Consider the following 20291-nt stretch of genomic DNA (forward strand, 5'->3'; position numbering starts at 1 on the left):
AGATTGTCAATATCAAACCTAATTTTCAGAATATTTACATTTCACAAACACTTCGTTAAAAGCGCCTTCTGCGCTTTAGCCATCAGCAGCCAGCTACTAGTCACCAGCGTTCTAGGGTCAAGTCACTCAGATCAAGGCTTTCATCTATATATCAAGATGACTCAAATAGTAGATAAAGCAAAACTTCTAACTTTACATATTAGATATGCGAGTTCCGCATTGAGCCTTTTGCTTTCAGCCAAAAAAAAAGCCTCTTACGAGACTTTTCTTCATTACTTAGGCCGGAATTACATCATTCCGCCCATTCCACCCATGCCGCCCATTCCGCCTGGCATTGCTGGTTCATCTTTTGGTAATTCAGCTACTGCTGCTTCTGTAGTTAAGAACATAGCCGCAACAGAAGCTGCATTTTGAATTGCAGATCTTGTTACTTTTGTTGGGTCTGTAATACCTGCTTGGAACATGTTTACATATACGCCTTTAGCAGCATCAAAGCCCATACCATCTTCTTTTACTCTTAAGTTTTCAACGATAACAGAGCCTTCTAATCCTGCATTTGCAGCGATTTGTCTTACTGGCTCTTCAAGAGCTCTTCTAACAATAGAAGCACCTGTTTTTTCGTCGTCTTCTAAAGTGTTAATTAAATCTTCTACTTTTGAAATAGTACCTATGAATGCTGTACCACCACCGCTTACAACACCTTCTTCAACTGCTGCTCTTGTAGCGTTTAAAGCATCTTCAATTCTGTACTTGCTTTCTTTCATTTCTGTTTCAGTTGCAGCACCTACTTTGATTACAGCTACACCACCTGATAATTTAGCAAGTCTTTCTTGTAATTTTTCTCTATCGTAGTCAGAATCTGTTTCTGGAATTTGTCTCTTAATTTGATTGATTCTGTCTTCTACATCCGCTTTATTTCCTTGGCCTTCTACGATGATTGTATTTTCTTTATCTACTTTAATTTGTCTAGCTCTACCTAATTGCTCTAATGTAGCAGATTTTAAATCAAATCCTAATTCATCAGAAATCACTTGACCACCTGTTAATGCTGCAATATCAGCTAACATAGCTTTTCTTCTATCGCCAAACCCTGGAGCTTTTACTGCTACGCAGTTAAATGTTCCTCTTAATTTATTTACAACTAGAGTAGCTAAAGCTTCTCCATCTACATCTTCAGCGATGATTAATAATTTTCCGCCTGTTTGAACGATTTGCTCTAGTATTGGTAAAATTTCTTGAATATTACTGATTTTTTTGTCTGTTATTAAAATATAAGGACTGTCTAATATAGCTTCCATTTTTTCATTGTCTGTTGCCATGTATGCAGAAAGGTATCCTCTGTCAAATTGCATACCCTCTGTAAATTCTAATTCAGTACCCATACTTTTGCCTTCTTCAACAGTGATAACACCATCGTTTCCTACTTTTTCCATTGCATCAGAAATTAATTTACCGATCTTTTCATCTGCTGCAGAAATAGAAGCAACTTGAGCAATACCTTCTTTGTTTTCTACTTTTTTGCTTGTTTTGTGTAATTCAGTTACAACTATTTCTACTGCCTTTTCAATACCTCTTTTTAATCCCATTGGATTTGCACCAGCAGCTAAGTTTTTCATACCTTCTCTAATGATAGCTTGAGCTAGTAATGTAGCAGTAGTAGTACCGTCACCAGCTACATCGTTGGTTTTTGTAGCCACTTCTTTTACTAATTGTGCACCCATGTTTTCATAAGGGTCTTCTAATTCGATTTCTTTTGCAATTGTAACACCATCATTTGTGATGATTGGAGAACCAAAGCTTCTTGATAATACAACATTTCTTCCTTTTGGTCCTAAAGTAACCTTTACAGTATCTGCTAGTTTATTAACACCTTCAACTAATGATGCTCTTGCATCTGAAGAAAATTTAATTTCTTTTGCCATTTTTATTCCTCCTCTTATTTTACTTTTTATTCAACTATTGCTAAAATATCGTTTTGTCTCACGATTAAATAATCTTCGCCATCGATTTTAACTTCTGTTCCTGAGTACTTAGAATAAATTACGGTATCTCCTACTTTAACTTCTAATTCTATTTTTTTACCATCTACTAATTCACCACTGCCTACTGCTACTACTTGAGCTTCTTGAGGTTTTTCCTTTGCAGTACCTGGCAAAACAATGCCACTTGCAGTTGTTGCTTCTTCTTCTTTTACTTTAATTACAACTCTGTCACCTAATGGTTTAAGTTTCATATAAAAACCCTCCTCGTATTTTATCCGAATTGATTGTTAGCACTCATTATTGTCGAGTGCTAATCGACACATATAATGATACAAAATAAATTCTTAAAAGTCAACTATATTTTGGCATTTTTATTTTACTTATATTCAACTTTCTCATATTTTTTTAACAGTATTGGAACAAAAATTTTATATCTTTACAATCCACACCTCTACATTTACATACTAAATATGAGAGTTCCGCTTTCCACATTCAGCTTTCCGCATTTTCTGTTAAATCACCTAATCTTTCTACAACTGATTTCTTGCATAGTAAAACAAATACTGTTGTGCAAAGCCTGCGTTATCTTTCCACATATCTTCTGCAAATTTTTGAATTTCTTTAGGTGTGCACTCTCTTTTAAAGTATAATTTTTCTGTTACCTTTCGAATCCATACGTCTATGGGGTAGCAGCTGTACTTTCTCATAGAAAATAGCAGAATACAGTCTGCCACTTTAGGTCCAATTCCTTTAATTTTAAGGAGTTCTTTTCTGGCCTCTCCTGTTTCTAAATTCTTAAGATTATATAAATCTACTTGACTTTCATTGACCTTTTGTACAGCATCAATAATATACTTAGCTCGATAGCCGCTTTTAATTTCCTCCAAATCCTTTTCTGTAATCCCCTGTAAACTTTCTGGTGTAGGAAAGGTATAATACTCTTCTCCTTTATAGCACATCTTTTGACCGAAAAGTTTACTAAAACGTTCTAGTATTTTTTTTATTCGAGGAATATTATTATTAGCAGAAATGATAAAGGAGATTAGAGTTTCCCACTCATCCTGACACAAAATCCGAATGCCCTTACCATATTCTGTAGCAGCTTTCATGATCTTCTCCTTTGATATTTCTTCAATTAATTCTTCATAATTTCTATTTAAATCAAAATAATCTACCCATATATCCTTAAAATCTTTTTCATCTGTATTATAAAAAGAAATTTCTTGTCCTACTTGATACATTTCTAATACCTTGTCTTTTACTAGACCTATATAATGCCCTTGTTCTACTTCATTCCAACGGAAACATTGTCCACATTCAAAAGTCTGCTTTAAATCAAAGTACCCTGTTTGAAGAATTATTTGATTTTTGTGTATAGATGTTTCTTTTAACATATGTGCACCTCGTATGATTGTCATATCTATGATGGAATAATTAATATTACCATAATTCTATAATATTTGATACAATACTATTATAATCTAAAACAGTCTCTCTTAAAACAATACCTATAGAGGAGTTTACTATGTTTAAAGAACAAAATCACAAGACTATTATTTATGCCATTTTGGGGTTTATCTTATTTGTTATTTTATTAATTGCTAATATGGCTGAATTTCTTACGTATTTTTTGATTACCGATTCTTTTACTTTTTTAGAACTGCCCATAAAAAATGCCAGTGTAATAGAATTTATCATTTTTGCTATATTATCCACGTTAATCTCCTTGTTTAGCATTGCTCTCATGCGAGTGAGAAAATACAATGCAAATATAGCCTATGCTTTATGCCTGATATTCATTATTATGAATGCTCTAAAACTCATTTTTTATTTTCCTAGTATTACTTTAAATAAAGAGCACTTCTTTTTCCTACTAAAGCAATACATCCCTTTAGTAACCAATACTGTAACGATTTTCTTTGGCGCTATGCAGATTTCGGAAATCAAATATGATAAATATAAATAAACCAACGCAAAGCGTTGGTTTATTTATATTTAGTCCTTAGGCGCTACACCCTAATCACTCGCACTATGGCTATCTTAGATAGCCTAAATAAAGACTCAAAAGGAATCCCAAAATGCTAGAGACTAACGACTAGTGTCTAGCGACTACTTTTTAGATTTTAGGGACCTAATGATGGCTTCTGCTATTTTTTCCATAGGCACGCCCTTATTCATACTGATCTTTCTTATGTATGTGTATGCACCCTCTTCTGTACATGACTTTTTTTCCATAAGAATGCTTTTTGCTTTTTCTATTATTTTTCGCTCGGCTAGTTGTTTTTTAAGTTTTTCGATTTCTCGGTCTAGTAGTAACATCCTTTCTCCATTAGCTATAGCGCCTTTTACGATTTTTAATAATTCTACTTGATTCATAGGTAAATGTACAGATCCGTATATCCAACCTTTTTCAATCCAATCTATGTAATCATTCCTAAAATCATTTGCTACGATTAAGACCGGACATATTTTTTCAGTATAAATAATATTTACTACATCAATAGCTCTCAAACCACGAAGCTCCTCATCTACTATGACCAAATCAATATGCCTAGTATGGGCAAGGCGAATCAAACTATTTCCATCTTCGCAAGTCAATACATTATAGCCGGATTTTTTTAAGCCTAACTGAATATGAGCTTCAAGCTTTTTATTGTTAATACAAAGTATCAGACTTTTTAGCATACTTTCCTCTCCCATCTGATAGTCCCTAGTCATTACTCTTTAGTCATTAGCTTGCATGTGTCAGGATCTTTCGCTACCGCTCAAGATGACTGGGGTAGCAGCTAAGAATTTATACAGTATATAAAAACGCGCCTAAGGCGCGCCAAACGATTATTTAACTATGGTTCACTTATAATGATTATAACAGTTTACTTAGGGAAATAGTATCTCAAACAATATATTAGATGCTAGTCAAATATTGGTCTAATTCCCACTTTGATACTTGTGTTCTATAGTCATTCCACTCATGTAATTTACCTTTGATATATTTTACCCTTGCATGCTCACCTAATGTATCCATCAATAATTCATCTTGTTTTAATGCTTCTATTGCTTCTAATAAGGTACCTGGCAATGCACCAATTTCTTTTTCTATTTTTTCAACTTCGGTCATATCATACACATTTTCTGAAACAGGTGCAGGTGGCATTAGTTTTTGTTCAATCCCCGATAGTCCAGCCGCCAAATTACCTGCTAATGCTAAATATGGATTTGCTGAAGGATCCGGATTTCGAAGTTCTACCCTGGTAGATGATCCTCTTTTAGCAGGAATTCGAATCAAAGGACTTCTATTTTTAGGAGACCAAGCAATATTGACAGGAGCTTCATAACCTGGTACTAATCTCTTATAGGAGTTTATAGTTGGATTTGTAAGCGCCGTCAAACCTCTTGCATGCTTTATTAATCCAGCAATATAGTGCATTGCTGTATCGCTTAATTGGTATTCTCCATTTGGGTCATCAAATGCATTTTTTTCACCGTTAAATAAAGATTGATTGATATGCATGCCAGAACCTGCAATGCCATAAATAGGTTTTGGCATAAATGTGGCGTGAAGACCATGTCTTTGAGCAATTATTCGAACGACCATTTTAAAAGTCATAATATTATCTGCTGCTTTTAGCGCATCTGAATACTTAAAGTCAATTTCGTGTTGACCTGGAGCGCATTCATGATGGGATGCCTCAATTTCAAAACCCATCTCTTTTAAGGTAAGTACCATATCACGTCTTGCACTTTCACCTAAGTCTACAGGAGCTAAATCAAAGTATCCTGCATCATCATTTGTCTTTAAAGTAGGAGTCCCATCTTCTCCTATTTCAAATAGGAAGAATTCACATTCAGGACCTACATTCATGGTATATCCCATGTGTAATGCTTTTTTAATTGTTTTCTTCAAAATATTACGTGGACATCCTGCAAAAGGAGTATTATCTGGATTATAAACATCACAAATCAATCTTGCTTCTCGTGCAGTTTGAGGTTTCCATGGAAATACGACGAATGTATCTAAATCTGGTTTTAAATACATATCCGATTCTTCGATTCTTGCAAATCCATCAATAGAAGATCCATCAAACATGATTTCCCCATCTAGAGCCTTATCTAATTGCTCTATGGTAATGGATAAATTCTTCATAATTCCTCGTAAATCTGTAAATTGTAAATGTATAAATTCTACGCCCAATTCTTTTGCCTTTTGCATAACTTCTTGTTTTGTCACTCTAAATCCTCCCTATTGATATTCATCTTTTATAACAAAAAACGTCTACAATATGAGTAAAAAATACTCAATTTATAGACGTCATTGTCGTTTATATTTACTTGTGTTTATTATATTTAGTTCTCTTTATTTTGTCAATTTAAATATCTAAATTATCTTCATTCATTAGATAAGTTAAGGTATATAAACTTTCGTTGATTGAAACATTCTCAATAATAATATTGTCTGGAACATTGACATCATTCGGTGCAAAATTCCAAAGAGCTCTAATATTAGCGCGAACAAGAATATCTGCGATTTCTTGACTAGATGATTTCGGTACACAAATAATTCCGATATTAACACCATTATCTCTTACAAAATCTTCTAGTTCCATTATATCATGTATCTTAATATCTCTAATGGTATTGCCTACTAATCTTGGATTAACATCAAACATGGCTAGAAGCTTAAAACCTTCTCTTCGAAACCCTTCGTAATTACTTATGGCTTGACCTAGATTACCAGCCCCTACAATTACGGTTTTGTATTCTCTATTTAAGCCTAAAATGCTTCCTATTTCCTTATATAAATCATTGACATTATAGCCATAACCTTGTTGCCCAAACCCTCCAAAACAATTTAAATCTTGGCGTATTTGAGATGCAGTCAATCCCATAATCTTACCTAATTCTTTAGAAGATATTCTGTTTACATCATTTTCTATCAATTCACCTAAGTACCTATGATATTTGGGCAATCTTCGCACTACGGCCATAGACACCTTTATTGAATTTCTTTGCATATGCTTACTCCTTCCAGATAAACCCATCAAACAAATCTAGTCAACCTATTATAGCAAACTTGATATTATAGTGTCAAATGGAGTTTATTTCTCGTCTTTAATCTGTTAAAATGAATTATTCCTATTATTCACGCCAAAATCTTATTTGAAGTCTTTATTAAGTACAAAATGTCTTATTCGACATATAAATAAACTAAAAATCAATTTTCATATAGCATAAGTTAGGAGGATGAAAATTGCTCACTTGTAATAATATCACTAAAAGTTACGGAATAGATCTTATACTAAATAATGTATCCTTTAAAGTGGATAAAAACGATCGCATTGGCATCGTTGGTAAAAATGGCTCTGGTAAATCAACCTTATTTAAGATTATTACCAACAACTTATACTTTGATTCAGGGGAAATAAATATAAGTAAAGATACCTCTATTGGCTATTTGTCACAAGACTTAAATTTAAATGAGGACATAAGGATTTACGACGAGCTATTATCTGTCTTTCAAATTTGTATTGATCTTGAAGGGGAAATATATAAATATCAGGAGCTCATGAGCCAAAATATTGATTTAAACAATACCATGGATAAATACTCTAAGCTCGTAGAAGAGTTTGAGACCTTAGGAGGCTATGAGTATCAAAGCCGCATACGAGGAATCGCTAATGGACTAGGCTTTAGCGAAGAAGAATTAGATAAGAAAATTGGCGAATTAAGTGGAGGGCAAAAGACTCGCGTCGCCTTAGGAAAATTATTGCTTTCAAAACCTCAGCTTTTTTTATTGGATGAACCTACAAATTATCTAGATGTAACTGCCATCCAATGGTTGGAGAATTATTTGCAATCCTATGATGGTGGACTCATGATTATTTCCCATGACAGGTATTTCTTGGATGCAGTTGTAAACAAAATATTTGAAATTGAAAACCACAAGCTCAATGAGTACAATGGTAATTATTCTAATTATGTAATGAGAAAAAAGGAAAATTTGGATATTCAAATGCACCATTATGAACTGCAACAAAAGGAAATTCAGCGCCAGGAAGAAATCATTGATCGATTTCGGCAGTTTAATCGAGAGAAGAGCATTAGAAAAGCAGAAAGTCGAGAGAAAATGCTAGATAAAATGGAGCGCATTGAAAAACCTATCGTCTTTCAAAAGAAAGCTCGCATTCGCTTCGAACCACAAATTAAGAGCGGAAAAACAGTCTTAGAGGTCATGAATTTAAAGAAGTCTTTTTCTGAAAACACTCTTTTTGAAAATATTGACTTTACTATATTCCGAGGAGAAAAGGTCGGTATCGTAGGAGCTAATGGTACTGGAAAGACGACCTTGCTTAATATTATTGCGGGAAATCTATCTCAAGATCAAGGAGAAATTGTTCTCGGTCACAATGTAAATGTAGAAATGTATCATCAAGAACATCAAGGTTTAAATCCTAATAATAGTATCCTCTCTGAAGTATGGGCATCAAAGCCTGCTGCAAATGAAGGAGAAATACGAAACTTTTTAGGTGCTTTTATGTTTACAGGAGAAGACGTCTTTAAATCGGTAGGCTCTTTGTCTGGTGGAGAGACAAGCAGAATTTCCCTTGCAAAGCTCATGTTATCAAAATCTAATTTTTTACTCATGGACGAACCTACTAATCACCTTGATATGGAGACAAAAGATATTTTAGAAGAAGCTTTAATCCATTATACAGGAACGGTACTACTTATTTCTCACGATCGATACTTTTTAAATAGAGTAGTAGATAAGCTCCTCGTACTTGAGAACAATGGCATTTTTATGTACAATGGCAACTACGATTATTATCAAAAGAAGGTCAATGATGCCAAACTCTTAGAAGAACTAGAAAATCAAGGATCTTCTATGACAAAGACTCAGATGAACAATATAAAAAAATTAGAAAACAGCCAAAAGCAGAAATTAAAAACTCTTAAAAAGGAAATAAGCACCTTAGAGACGAAGGTCAACGAATTAGAAGACCAAATCAAAGAATTTGAGCTCCTCATGTGCAAAGAAGATTTCTACGATGACTATGATAAAGCGAATAGCATTACAGAAGAGTACAATACTACAAAAGAGGTTTTAGATGTAACTTTAGAAGAGTGGACCGAAAAACAGCTTGAACTAGAGCTTTTTAACAATAGCTGAGCGATGGTTGAACTATTGTTAAACAATTGTCTAACTATTGTTAAAAATAATACAAAATTTACAAAAAATATAGGAGATTTTATCGAAAGAAAATCTCCTATATCTTTTTGAATAAACCTACACTACACAACCTAAATTTTCTACTTAAACAATCGTTTAACTACTGTTTAACCATCGCTCAACAACTGTTCAACTATTGTTCAACCATCCTTCAACGATAAATTCGCCACAGCATTTATATCAAAAGCAGAAAACTCTCCTTTTATATACTTATAATATCCTGCACTTGCAATCATGGCTGCATTGTCACTGCATAAATCTGGTTCTGGAAAGTGGATGGATAGCCCTTTGTCTAAGACCATCTTTTCCAAGGTGTTTCGAAGCAAACTGTTCCTTGCCACACCCCCAGACAAACATATGATAGACATATTATTTTCTAGAGCTGCTTTCATGGTTTTATCTGCTAATACATCTATTACGGATTTTTGAAAACTAGCTGCTACATCATTAATATTGACTTCAATATCCTTCATTTTACAGCTATTTAAGTAATTTAAAACAGATGATTTTAAGCCACTAAAACTAAAATCATAACTGTCTTCCTCCAAATAAGCTCGAGGAAAATTTACAGCTTCAGGGTTTCCCAATTTAGATGCCTTGTCGATTGCAGGACCACCAGGATAACCTAATCCAAGGGATCGAGATATTTTATCAAAAGCTTCTCCTGCTGCATCATCTCGAGTTTGGCCTAAGACTTCATATACACCATAATCTCTTACGATGACAATATTCGTATGCCCTCCTGAGGCTACTAATGTGATAAATGGAGGCTTCACTTTTTCATTGTCGATATAATTTGCGCTAATATGCCCTTCCATATGATTTATGCCAATAAAAGGCTTATTTAAGCTAAAAGCAACGGCTTTTGCATAGGATAAACCTACTAATAAGCTTCCAATTAATCCTGGTCCGTAAGTTACGGCTACACCATCTACATCTTCTAACGATATATGACTCTCTCTTAATGCCTTTTCTACAATAAGATCAATTTTCTTTATATGATTTCGAGAGGCTATTTCTGGCACTACACCTCCATAAGCTTCATGAATATCGATTTGAGAGTAGATGATATTAGAGTGACACTCTCTACCATTTTTAACAATGGCGGCAGAAGTCTCATCACAAGAAGACTCAATTCCTAAAATGATTATATCTTTATCTATTGTTCTTTCCTTCTTTCTTTAAATTCTTCTAATACTCCCTTACCTCTTATAAATAAATTTTAAATTTTGATTTCTATTCATTTTACGCTCCATAAGAGAGCCTAGCACTCCTATAGATAAAAGGAGAGCTAAACTTGTACCTAATATAAGTGTTGCAATACTCATAAAAAAGTGAATATCAACCATATTGATGAGTACACTTTCCATTGGATCTAGAATCCAATAATCATTTGTAAAGAATATTTTATGAAAAACAACAAAATACTTATTAAAATCTTGACTTATTACAATTGCTAGGAGTCCCCCCACTACAATAAAGGTTATTGCGCTGTATTTCATGGCTTTGTATAATTTTGTTTTGTCCTTTTTATAAAAACAAATCCCACATATCACTGTAAGAAGACCACAAACGTTTCGTAAGATAATACCAGTATGAAATAGATTCTTTACGTCTTCCATGTGAACAATTTCTCTCTCTTTAAAGACAATCTGCTCTTGGCCGTCTATAACACCCTTTATAGCAAAATCCTGCCTGTCACCTAGTAAAAATTCCTGTATTTCGTCTGTTATTTTCATTAAATCATCGATCTCAATATTGGTAGTCATTACAACTCCATTTTCTAGATATTGATCTCTAAAAAATCCGTCCCACATGACTACAAATTGTACTGTCGTCAAGAGAACAAATATGGGAATGGCTATGACTAAGAGAATAAAACCTATCCTTTTTAACATTTTTTCCTCCACATAATGATGGCATCTTCTTGATTATCTTCATAATATCTTGGGCGAATTCCATATTCTTCAAAATTAAACTTTTTATACAATTGCAAAGCAGCTTTATTGCTTTTTCTTACCTCTAAGGTCATTTTGTAAATATGATGTTCTTCTGCTTCTTTAATCATGTAAGACAGGATATGACTACCGAATCCCTGTTTTTGATAATTTGGGTCAATAGCAATATTGGTAATATGGGCTTCATCTAAGATAAACCACATGCCTCCATAACCTGCAATCTTCCCAGAAGATCTTATAACTACGTATTTGGCTAGAGAGTTTTCTAATTCTTCTAAAAACATATTCTCTGTCCACGGAATAGAAAAACACCTTTCTTCAAGAGTCAAAAGCGCTTTAATTTGATCTTTTTTCATCTCTAAAATGTCTATGCTCATTTATTTGCTCCAATTTCCCCATACAGTTGCATCTTTCCCATGGTATTCTCATAGGATGCTTGTAGTTTAGCTTTTGTGTAATCATTATAATCCCCTTTAAGAGCATCTCTTACAGGAAGCACTTCATAATGAAAGCTTCCATTAGATTCTGTTCGATTTACCCAAGTGGGTATGTAGTTCACTCCTACTATTCTCTTATCTCCAGATACAAAGTCCTTTTCTAAAACTAAATCTACAATGACTCCATCTTCTGTATGTGTGCTATTTGCAATAGAGCCTAAGGTCTCTCGCCTTTGATTTGAGATAAAATTGCCCATAGAGTATATGACGTATTTTGCCTCTCCGTCTATATAAATGATATCAGACTCTTGTATTACGTGTGGATGACTTCCTAAAATAATATCTGCCCCCCACTGAAACATACTATTTGCTAATTCCTTTTGATAAGAAGAGGGTTTTAACTGGTATTCATTTCCCCAGTGAATAAACACGATAGTAAAGTCTGCTCCATTTTCCTTGGATTGTTTAATATCACCTTCTATTTTTTCTTTATCGATGAGATTCACCATATACTCTCTGTCTTGTGATGAAAGCATACTTTCCATGCCATTCAAACCATAAGTATAGCTTAAAACAGCTATTTTAATATTCTCTACTTCTGCAATATATATGTTTTCTCCTGGCTCTTTATAAGTTCCTACACTGACCATATTGTTTTCTGCAATTTTATCGATGGTTCGGATTACTCCATTTTTTCCTTTGTCTAATGCATGATTATTGGCAGTAGCTAGTACATCATATCCTATTCTGCTTAAAGTCTCTACACTTTCATCAGGAGCATTAAATACGGGATATCCAGAAGGCGTTCCACCTGCTGTGGTAGATTCAAAATTGCCTAGTGCTAAATCCGCACTTTCAATGTATTTCTTTACATGTCGAAAGCTTGGATTAAAGTCATACTTCCCATTCTTATATGCACCATCAATCTGAGGACCGTGAAACATAATATCTCCATTTGCTCTTAAGGTAATCCTCTCTACTTTCCCTTCATAGTTCCCAGTGGGATAGGAAAAAACTTCTCTTACTAAATCTTCTTGGGGAGTACTAATAGATAACTGCATTTTCTCGCCATCTGAACTATTTATGAGATTGGGCAAAGTTACAATCCCTACTATAATGACAAGCACTATTAGGATGCGCTTGAATTTTTTTTCCATAATTTCTCCTTTCTACTTCTATTTATTCATTACTTATTTTTCGAAGTAAAACCGATGATAAATTCGCTTCCTTCGTTTAATTTACTTTTAATCTCAAGGGTGGCTTTATGCTCATCAATAATCCATTTAGCAATGCTTAGACCTAAGCCCACACCACCTTGCTCTCTAGAGCGGACTTTATCTACTCTATAAAAACGTTGAAAAATCTTGTTTTTGTCCTCTTCCTCAATGCCTATACCTGTGTCTTTAACGCTAATATAGGCTTTATCTGAAGTGGTCATTAAACTAACCTTTACTTGTCCACCTTTCGGAGTATATTTAATAGCATTATCAATAAGTATGACAAAAAGTTGCTCTAGTCGATTCTGATCGCCCTTTACGAGAACATCATCAGCAATAATGCTTTGCAAAAGAATATCTTTTTCTCTTGCTAAAACGGACATCTTTTTACACACATTCTCTACAATAAGAGATAATACTACTATTTGCATATTAGCACTAATCTGCTTATTATCCATTTGGGCTAAGGTTAACAAATTTTGCACCAATTTCGCCATAACATCTGTTTCCGTATAGATATTATCAAACCATTTTTTATTTTCTACAATCGTTTCTTCTTCCTTTAAGGATAATACTTCAAGATTCGATTTGATAATGGTTAAAGGAGTTCTAAGCTCATGAGAGGCATCTGCCACAAACTCTTTTTGCCTTTCATAAGATTGCTTTACAGGCTCAAGAGACCTTTTTGCAAGAAATGAGCTTATAATAATCAATACAATCACGCTACAAAGTCCAATAGTAACAATGATAAAAAAGAGCTGATTAAGGATAAAATGGTCTATTTCACTAGACTGATAAACTTGAATAACACCGCCTATGCCATTTGGCAAGGTATAATACTGAGTGTATATTCGATAATTGACATTGCTTACCTTCATCTTTTCAAATTCTGTAGATTGATTTTCATATACTTCTCTCGATTGCTCAAATAATTCTTTGATTAAATCTTGGTCTACATAATTTAAAGAAGACAATCTTCCATTATTGTCCCATACGATATAGTGAACATCTAAAGAATTTCTGAGAACATTCTTATTAGAGGAGTCTTCTTCCATATAATCCTCTATAATAATAAAATCAAAAGTTCCAAGTTCTTGGCTTCGCCTTATGATTTGATTCGCTTTATCTCTCAAAGTCACCTTTGAAGATTGACCTAATGCATAAGAAAAGATACTTACAATGGAATAAGAAAAGACGAGTAAAAAACATATTAAGATCAATGCATTTGTAAGAGTTAATTTTCTGTGAAGTTGTTTAAACATCTTTCACCCTTAAGGTATATCCTACACCTCGAACAGTATCAATACTGATATTAGTATGTTTTAGTTTTTTTCTGAGATTGTGTATATATATTTCAATATTGTTTTCATTTACATCACTATCTAGACCCCAGACTCGGTCTAGAATTTGCTCTCTAGTAAAAACTTGCTCCGGACGTTTAATGAGCATTTCAAAGAGCATTGCCTCTTTATAGGTTATTTTCTCAGGTTTTCCATCAATCTTTATAGTGTAGTTATTCAAATCAAACTCAACGGTGTCTAATTTGATGGTATCTTCTATATAGTCTTTATCTACTCTTCTACTCAGTGCCCGTATTCTCGCAAAGAGTTCCTTGGCTGCGAAAGGCTTGACTACATAATCATCTGCACCAGTATCTAATCCTTTTACAATATCATCTGTAGCATCTTTTGCTGTCAACAAAAGAACAGGAGTATTGTTACCCTCTGCTCGAAGTTCAGATAATATCTCTAAGCCGCTTTTATAGGGGAGCATAATATCAAGAACAATTACATCATACAAACTAGACTTTGCATAGAGCAATCCTTCTTCCCCATCATTTGCAATATCGCATTCTATATTTTGAATTTTACACATCTCTTCTAAGGCATCTGTAACCTTTTTTTCATCTTCAACAAAAAGAACCTTCATATAATCTCACCTTTAGATTCAATTATTCTATTTTTCCATTATACCACTAGAAGCTTTATTATATATTAATTTTTTACACAAGAAAAGCGCCTACTGGCGCATTAGTTGCTAGTCATTAGTCACTAGCATTGGGGTATTGCTTTGGGGTCAAGATCGTTCTCTTGCGCTCAGGATGACTGGGCAGAAGTTAGGGGCAAAAGCAGGACTTTCCTATTTAATAAGGAAATGGTAGTCAAATTCTGATTGCTGAACGCTGGTTTCTGGCAACTAAAACCAAACATACTTTACATGACCAGCTTAAAGAGCCTCAAATTTAACTTCTACAACTCTATCTGATCAATAGTGGCTCCACCTAAACACTCTTCGCCATCGTACAGCACTACTTCCTGGCCTGGTGTAACAGCCTTTTGTTTTTCGTGAAAAATTACTTTTATCTTGTTTGCTTCTAAAACTTCTACATCAACGCCTTGGTCACTTTGTCTGTATCTAAACTTAGCTGTACAGCTAAAGCTTTTAGCAGGGGCATATCCTTTTACCCAGTTCATATCCGTAGCTATAAGAGAATGAGAATAAAGTCTAGGATGGGAGTCTCCTTGAACTACGTAAAGGGTATTATTTTCTAAGTCCTTATCTACTACAAACCAAGGATCACCACTTCCTTGACCACCTATACCCAGACCCTTTCTCTGGCCTAAGGTATAGTGCATAAGTCCAGAGTGTTCTCCTCTTACTACTCCATCTAAATCTTTTATTGGACCTTTTTGTGCAGGAAGGTAATTGTTTAAAAATTGATTAAAATTTCTCTCCCCTATAAAACAGATTCCTGTAGAATCTTTTTTCTTAGCCGTCACAAGCCCTTCTCTTTCTGCTATTTCTCTAACTTTCTTCTTTTCTAAATGACCAATAGGGAACATCGCTTTCGATAGCTGTTCTTGTCCCAATTGACAAAGAAAATAAGTCTGATCCTTATTATTATCTACACCTCGCAGCAATCGATATTCTCCATTTTGGGAATCGACTTGTGCATAGTGGCCTGTTGCTAAATAATCGGCCTCAGTTACATCTAATGCGTAGTTTAAAAAAGCTTTAAATTTAATTTCTTTATTACAAAGTACATCAGGATTTGGTGTTCTTCCCCTTTTATATTCTTGCAAAAAATAAGAAAACACATTATCCCAGTACTCTTTGACAAAGTTTACACTGTAATAAGGTATTCCAATTTTATTACAGACTTTTATTACGTCTTCATAATCTTCAGTCGCTGTACAGACACCATTTTCATCCTCTTCATCCCAATTTTTCATAAAAATGCCGATGACATCGTATCCTTGTTCTTTTAATAGGACTGCTGCAACAGAAGAATCCACTCCTCCAGACATACCTACCACAACTCTGGTATTCTTACTCATTTAATCAACCTCTTATAATTTCTTTTACTGTCTATTTTATTATTAATGGTGTTATGAAGTCAATGGTAAAATAGCGGAATGCTTTTTAGTTAGACGGTTGGTCCGTTTGACAGGTTACATGCTTTATTGCTTTGTAAATTTGCGAAATTTTCAATATTGAAAGAAGATAAACGAAAGCTAAAAACAAAACCTTCAATGAACAATGAAAAATCAACATAGAACATCAAACAGTACAAATATGCGACCTCTATTAAATCTCTTTAGTACTGTTAATTGTTCACTATTCAATATTCGCTGTTCATTGCGACGTTAGTCGCATATTTGCTGACCACCTGACCATCTTAATGCTGACCACTAAAAAAAATTTTTTTTGATTAAAATTTTTTTTTTAAAACATACTAATAACAATTCATGAAAGGAGTTGTATCAATGGATAAATTAGCACTAGTACTCGTTATTATTGGAGCAATTAACTGGGGTCTAATTGGATTTTTCCAATTTGATTTGGTTGCAGCTATCTTTGGCGGACAAACAGCAGCACTAAGCAGAATCATCTATGGTCTCGTTGGATTAGCTGGACTTTATTCTATTAAATTCTTAGTAGGAGAAAGAAGAGTAGATAGCTGATAGAAACGAGGTGGTCAGGTGGTCAGCAAAACCGTGGCCACCAATGGTGGCTATTATGGCGGAACGGTGAGACACCGTTCCCTACCTCTTCTAGCCTATAGACGAGTTTTTCCACTTTCCACCTTTAACTCTACACATCATGCTTTTCCCATCTAACTGTCCAACTAAAAGATTTCCGCTTTCCGCATTCAGCTTTCAGCTAATTACAATTTTATTATTTGAAAATCTTCCGTATATTTACTCATTATTTCCATCTCTCTTCTCTGAGAAGTAAAGATGATGATCTGCCTATTAGATGATTTTTTTATAATATATTTTAGTACATTAGACAATCGATTTTCGTCGTATTGAATAAAGGTTTCATCTAATAACACGGGAAAGGTGGTACTGCTTATAAATTCATTTAATCCCAATCGAAAGGCAAAATAAATTTGATCCATAGTACCTGAACTAAGTTTATTTAAGTCTATAAATTGATGATATATAGGGTCTTCAACTTTTATTTCTAAATCTTTAGATACTTTAACTACTTTATATTTTTCTGTAATCTCTCCTACAATTTTGCCGAGAAGTCTGTTTAACTCTGGTGCAAATTCATTGTGAATTTCTGCTGAAAGTTTTTGAATGGTATCCATAGCTAATTGTAAGGCGTCTTGTTTTCCTTGAAGCTTTTCTAATTCTCTTTCATGGTAATGAATATCATTTTCTACATCTGAAAGATCAACTAATTCATCTAAAATACTCTCAACACTTCCTTGAAGTTTAGATTTCTTCAAATTCATATCATTGATTTCTTTATCTTTTGCATTTTTCTTAAGTACTAATGCATCTAGATCTAATTCTACCTTGAACTGTGCATATTGAGAGTATTCTAAAGCTTTTGCCTGCCATTTATCTAGTTCTTTTAAGGGAATAAGGGTCTCTAATAATATGGTGCTGTTTTCTAATTGTTTCTCTAGTGCTTCTACATCCCTTTTACTTTTCAAATGGGCTTCATATGCTTCAATACTTACAACTTTATTCTTTTGGAGAAGTTTTCTTACCTCTAAATCAAGGCGTTCTATCTTGCTTTTATAATCATCAATGGTTTCATTAAACTCTTTTGTCTTTTGTCTTTCAAAAACGAACTCTTCACCTACAGCCTTTCTCTGCTCTTCGTATTGCCTGCCATAATCTGAGGTCTTTTTATAAAAGTAAATAACAAAGAAAATAAAGATAAGAAGAGTGTAAAAAAGAGGATGAAGAATACTACCCAGAAGACCGCAAATACTTGCTATACTGCTTAAGATCATAAATCTTTTGCTTTGATTCTGTTTTTCTTTTAAAGAATCCACTCTTTGTTGATTTTGTTCATCTTTTATCTCTGTTTTATGGGTACCTTTTTTAGAGATCATATCCTCTACATGCTTTTCTAATATTTCAATTTCCGTCCGCATGCCCTTTATGCGATCATATTCTTCTTCTGAAACCTCTTCATAGGAGATTTTAGAGATTTTTTTTAGAATTTCATTATTTTCTTTTAATTTTGATTCATATTCTTGCACTTTGCATAATGCTTCATAGGACTGACCGGATAAAATATTCTTATGATACTCTTCCCTCTCTATTATTGCTTTTTGAATACGATCTTCTATTTTGTTGATTTCTTCCGTGAGCTCTTCTACCTTTATCATATTAGATCGTATTTTATCTTTATCTTCTTGAAGGCTTTTAATATGATATTTTACTTTATAAATAGGCGAGTCTTTTCTTCTTTCCGTTCCAATCTCATTATAGCTATCATTTAAACTCTTTAATGCCTTCTGAACAGATAGATCTCCCTTGCTTTCTCCTAAATTAGCAAGATAGTCTTTTAACTCTTCAGATAGCTCTTTGCTAGTTCTACATCCTAGTTGAGAGATGCTCACAGTATTATTGTAAATTCTCCTATTCATCATACTCTCCTCAAAGGGTGCATACAGTTTTATTGCAGAATCGTAGTAAAATTCCTTGCTAATATCTTCACCTGTTCCCTCATCATAGAGCACTACTTTATCTTTGCCTTTTAGAAGATTTCTCTCTATTCGTACCTCTCTGCAATCTTCTTCATAAATCAGAATGCCTTCATAAGAACTAGAAAACATGGGCAAGTATTTTTCATAATCAGGATTATAGGTTCTACGGCTTTTATAATCTTTATAAAAACCAAAGAACATAGCCTCAATAAACTTATGTACAGTGGATTTTCCAGCTTCATTTTCTCCATATATAATATTAATTCCTGGTTTTAGTGAAATCTTTTTATTTTGGTACTTGCCAAAAGAAGTAATGATTAATTCTTTTATATACACGGTTCACTCTCCTTTAAAAGAGCTTCTAAACCCAAATACAAGGCATCTTTGTTTTTTTGTTCCTCTAAATCCAATCTCTTCATTTCGTCTATGAACATCCCAATAATATTATCTTTATTTTCTAAATAGATTTTCTCTAAATCGTAATCTGGTCTAGTACTATCATTGATTTCTACATAGTAAAATTCTTTAGTGGCCTCTTCCATCAATTGTTCTATATTAATATCTGAATCTCTAAATCCCTTCAAATGGAGCCTATAAAGGTTTTTTCTATCTTTAAAACTACAGAGTTTATAAAGGATTTCTTCATACGTCATCTCAGGGGTACATTCTACTTCTTTTATGAAGAATTCTCTTTTAGCCATAGGCACGAATTGTACCTGCAACTTATGAACGCCTATTACTCCTAATAACACCCCTCGATCTCCAACTTCTCCAAAATCTAAAGGTTCCGGGCTACCTGCATACCTCATATTTTTTTGTATTTCATCTTGTTTATGTATATGACCTAAAGCAATGTACTGAAAAGGAAATGTAGCCAAATGATCTTTATCAATTGGCAGATATTGTGAGTTCTTATTGTACACATCTCCATGAAGCAAAAGAATGTTCTCTTGAGACTCATCTAATTCACCTAAGTCAAAGGTAAAGGGCTCTTCTATATACTTGGTCGTCCAGGCAAAGCCGTATACATTTGTCTGAAGCTCTGGAAAACTAACCTTTGTCAGCTTCCTAGTTTTAAAGACTGTAACATTAGGATTCCATTCTATTTTTTTGTAAGGAGACCTGTCCCAATAATAATCATGATTTCCAGGGGAAATAATCACATTTGTCTCAGGAATACTCTTAAAAGCCTCATTTATTCTCTTTACTTGACCTATGGTGATGAGATGATCTTCAAACAAATCTCCACTGATGAATAAGAAATTTGTACTTTCCTTCTTTGCTAATTGAATAATATCAAAGAAAGTATCCCACATTTCCTCCCGTCGATTTTTTGCAATATCTCTTGGAAAACTAGCATGATTAAAAGTAGAACCCAAATGTAAGTCTGCCGTGTGAATAAATTTAATGGTCATGTCTGCCTCCGTTCTAGTTATACGTTCTATTGGTATGTGAAAAAGGAAAAAATTATTCGCTAATGAGATGATGGTTGGACGGTTGGACGGGAAAA

At 33.8% G+C, this 20291-nt stretch carries 18 protein-coding genes; 3 read left to right on the forward strand and 15 right to left on the reverse strand.

Annotated elements, in window-relative coordinates; genetic code table 11:
- Positions 1-287 precede the first annotated feature (287 nt).
- From groL to DES36_RS00375, 3 genes are all read right to left on the reverse strand, one after another.
- Positions 288-1922 (reverse strand): chaperonin GroEL, encoded by a 1635-nt coding sequence (groL, locus tag DES36_RS00365; RefSeq protein ID WP_113919238.1) that lies wholly within the window; start codon positions 1920-1922, stop codon positions 288-290.
- A 26-nt stretch (positions 1923-1948) separates the two neighbouring features.
- Complete coding sequence (gene groES / locus DES36_RS00370; RefSeq protein ID WP_113919239.1) at positions 1949-2233, reverse strand: co-chaperone GroES; 285 nt, start codon at positions 2231-2233, stop codon at positions 1949-1951.
- Positions 2234-2512: 279 nt separating this feature from the next.
- On the reverse strand, positions 2513-3376 hold the full coding sequence (locus tag DES36_RS00375; protein WP_113919240.1) for a DNA-3-methyladenine glycosylase family protein: 864 nt from the start codon (positions 3374-3376) through the stop codon (positions 2513-2515).
- A 131-nt stretch (positions 3377-3507) separates the two neighbouring features.
- Between DES36_RS00375 and DES36_RS00380 the strand changes: the two genes are divergently transcribed.
- Positions 3508-3948 carry a hypothetical protein gene (locus DES36_RS00380; protein WP_113919241.1) on the forward strand — a complete coding sequence of 147 codons (441 nt, stop codon included), beginning with the start codon at positions 3508-3510 and terminating at the stop codon, positions 3946-3948.
- A 143-nt stretch (positions 3949-4091) separates the two neighbouring features.
- On the opposite strand, the gene DES36_RS00385 is transcribed toward DES36_RS00380, so the two are convergent.
- The 3 genes from DES36_RS00385 to DES36_RS00395 form a co-directional block, all read right to left on the reverse strand.
- Complete coding sequence (locus tag DES36_RS00385) at positions 4092-4667, reverse strand: ANTAR domain-containing response regulator (RefSeq protein WP_170128115.1); 576 nt, start codon at positions 4665-4667, stop codon at positions 4092-4094.
- Between the two features lie 220 nt (positions 4668-4887).
- Complete coding sequence (gene glnA / locus DES36_RS00390) at positions 4888-6192, reverse strand: type I glutamate--ammonia ligase (RefSeq protein ID WP_113919437.1); 1305 nt, start codon at positions 6190-6192, stop codon at positions 4888-4890.
- Positions 6193-6349: 157 nt separating this feature from the next.
- The gene (locus tag DES36_RS00395; protein WP_113919243.1) at positions 6350-6994 is read right to left on the reverse strand and encodes a redox-sensing transcriptional repressor Rex; all 645 of its coding nucleotides are present in this window, start codon (positions 6992-6994) and stop codon (positions 6350-6352) included.
- A 236-nt stretch (positions 6995-7230) separates the two neighbouring features.
- Here DES36_RS00395 and abc-f point away from each other — a divergent pair, with 236 nt between their 5' ends.
- Positions 7231-9150, forward strand: coding sequence for a ribosomal protection-like ABC-F family protein (abc-f, locus tag DES36_RS00400; RefSeq protein WP_113919244.1), 1920 nt, complete (start codon positions 7231-7233; stop codon positions 9148-9150).
- Positions 9151-9350: 200 nt separating this feature from the next.
- Here abc-f and tsaD read toward each other — a convergent pair whose 3' ends face one another.
- From tsaD to mnmA, 7 genes are all read right to left on the reverse strand, one after another.
- Positions 9351-10373, reverse strand: a complete 1023-nt coding sequence (gene tsaD / locus DES36_RS00405) for a tRNA (adenosine(37)-N6)-threonylcarbamoyltransferase complex transferase subunit TsaD (RefSeq protein ID WP_113919245.1) — start codon at positions 10371-10373, stop codon at positions 9351-9353.
- 39 nt (positions 10374-10412) lie between these two features.
- A complete protein-coding gene (locus DES36_RS00410; RefSeq protein WP_113919246.1) occupies positions 10413-11108 on the reverse strand; it encodes a TIGR01906 family membrane protein in 696 nt (231 codons plus the stop codon).
- Positions 11102-11545 carry a ribosomal protein S18-alanine N-acetyltransferase gene (gene rimI, locus DES36_RS00415; protein WP_113919247.1) on the reverse strand — a complete coding sequence of 148 codons (444 nt, stop codon included), beginning with the start codon at positions 11543-11545 and terminating at the stop codon, positions 11102-11104. Before rimI ends, DES36_RS00410 begins: the two co-directional genes overlap by 7 nt.
- On the reverse strand, positions 11542-12762 hold the full coding sequence (locus DES36_RS00420) for a CapA family protein (RefSeq protein WP_113919248.1): 1221 nt from the start codon (positions 12760-12762) through the stop codon (positions 11542-11544). Before DES36_RS00420 ends, rimI begins: the two co-directional genes overlap by 4 nt.
- A gap of 29 nt (positions 12763-12791) precedes the next feature.
- A complete protein-coding gene (locus tag DES36_RS00425; RefSeq protein WP_113919249.1) occupies positions 12792-14084 on the reverse strand; it encodes a sensor histidine kinase in 1293 nt (430 codons plus the stop codon).
- On the reverse strand, positions 14077-14751 hold the full coding sequence (locus DES36_RS00430; protein ID WP_113919250.1) for a response regulator transcription factor: 675 nt from the start codon (positions 14749-14751) through the stop codon (positions 14077-14079). Before DES36_RS00430 ends, DES36_RS00425 begins: the two co-directional genes overlap by 8 nt.
- Positions 14752-15071: 320 nt before the next feature.
- Entirely contained in the window at positions 15072-16160 is a 1089-nt protein-coding gene (mnmA, locus tag DES36_RS00435) for a tRNA 2-thiouridine(34) synthase MnmA (protein ID WP_113919251.1), read from the reverse strand.
- A 429-nt stretch (positions 16161-16589) separates the two neighbouring features.
- On the opposite strand from mnmA, the gene DES36_RS00440 reads away from it, so the two are divergent.
- Positions 16590-16787 (forward strand): DUF378 domain-containing protein, encoded by a 198-nt coding sequence (locus DES36_RS00440; protein WP_113919252.1) that lies wholly within the window; start codon positions 16590-16592, stop codon positions 16785-16787.
- 203 nt (positions 16788-16990) lie between these two features.
- On the opposite strand, the gene DES36_RS00445 is transcribed toward DES36_RS00440, so the two are convergent.
- Positions 16991-19117: an ATP-binding protein gene (locus DES36_RS00445; protein ID WP_113919253.1), complete on the reverse strand. Its 2127-nt coding sequence runs from the start codon at positions 19115-19117 to the stop codon at positions 16991-16993.
- Positions 19108-20196, reverse strand: coding sequence for a metallophosphoesterase family protein (locus tag DES36_RS00450; protein ID WP_170128116.1), 1089 nt, complete (start codon positions 20194-20196; stop codon positions 19108-19110). The genes DES36_RS00445 and DES36_RS00450 overlap by 10 nt, the downstream gene beginning before the upstream one ends.
- Between the last annotated feature and the right edge of the window lie 95 nt (positions 20197-20291).

The organism is Alkalibaculum bacchi, from assembly GCF_003317055.1.
Lineage (GTDB): Bacteria > Bacillota > Clostridia > Eubacteriales > Alkalibacteraceae > Alkalibaculum > Alkalibaculum bacchi.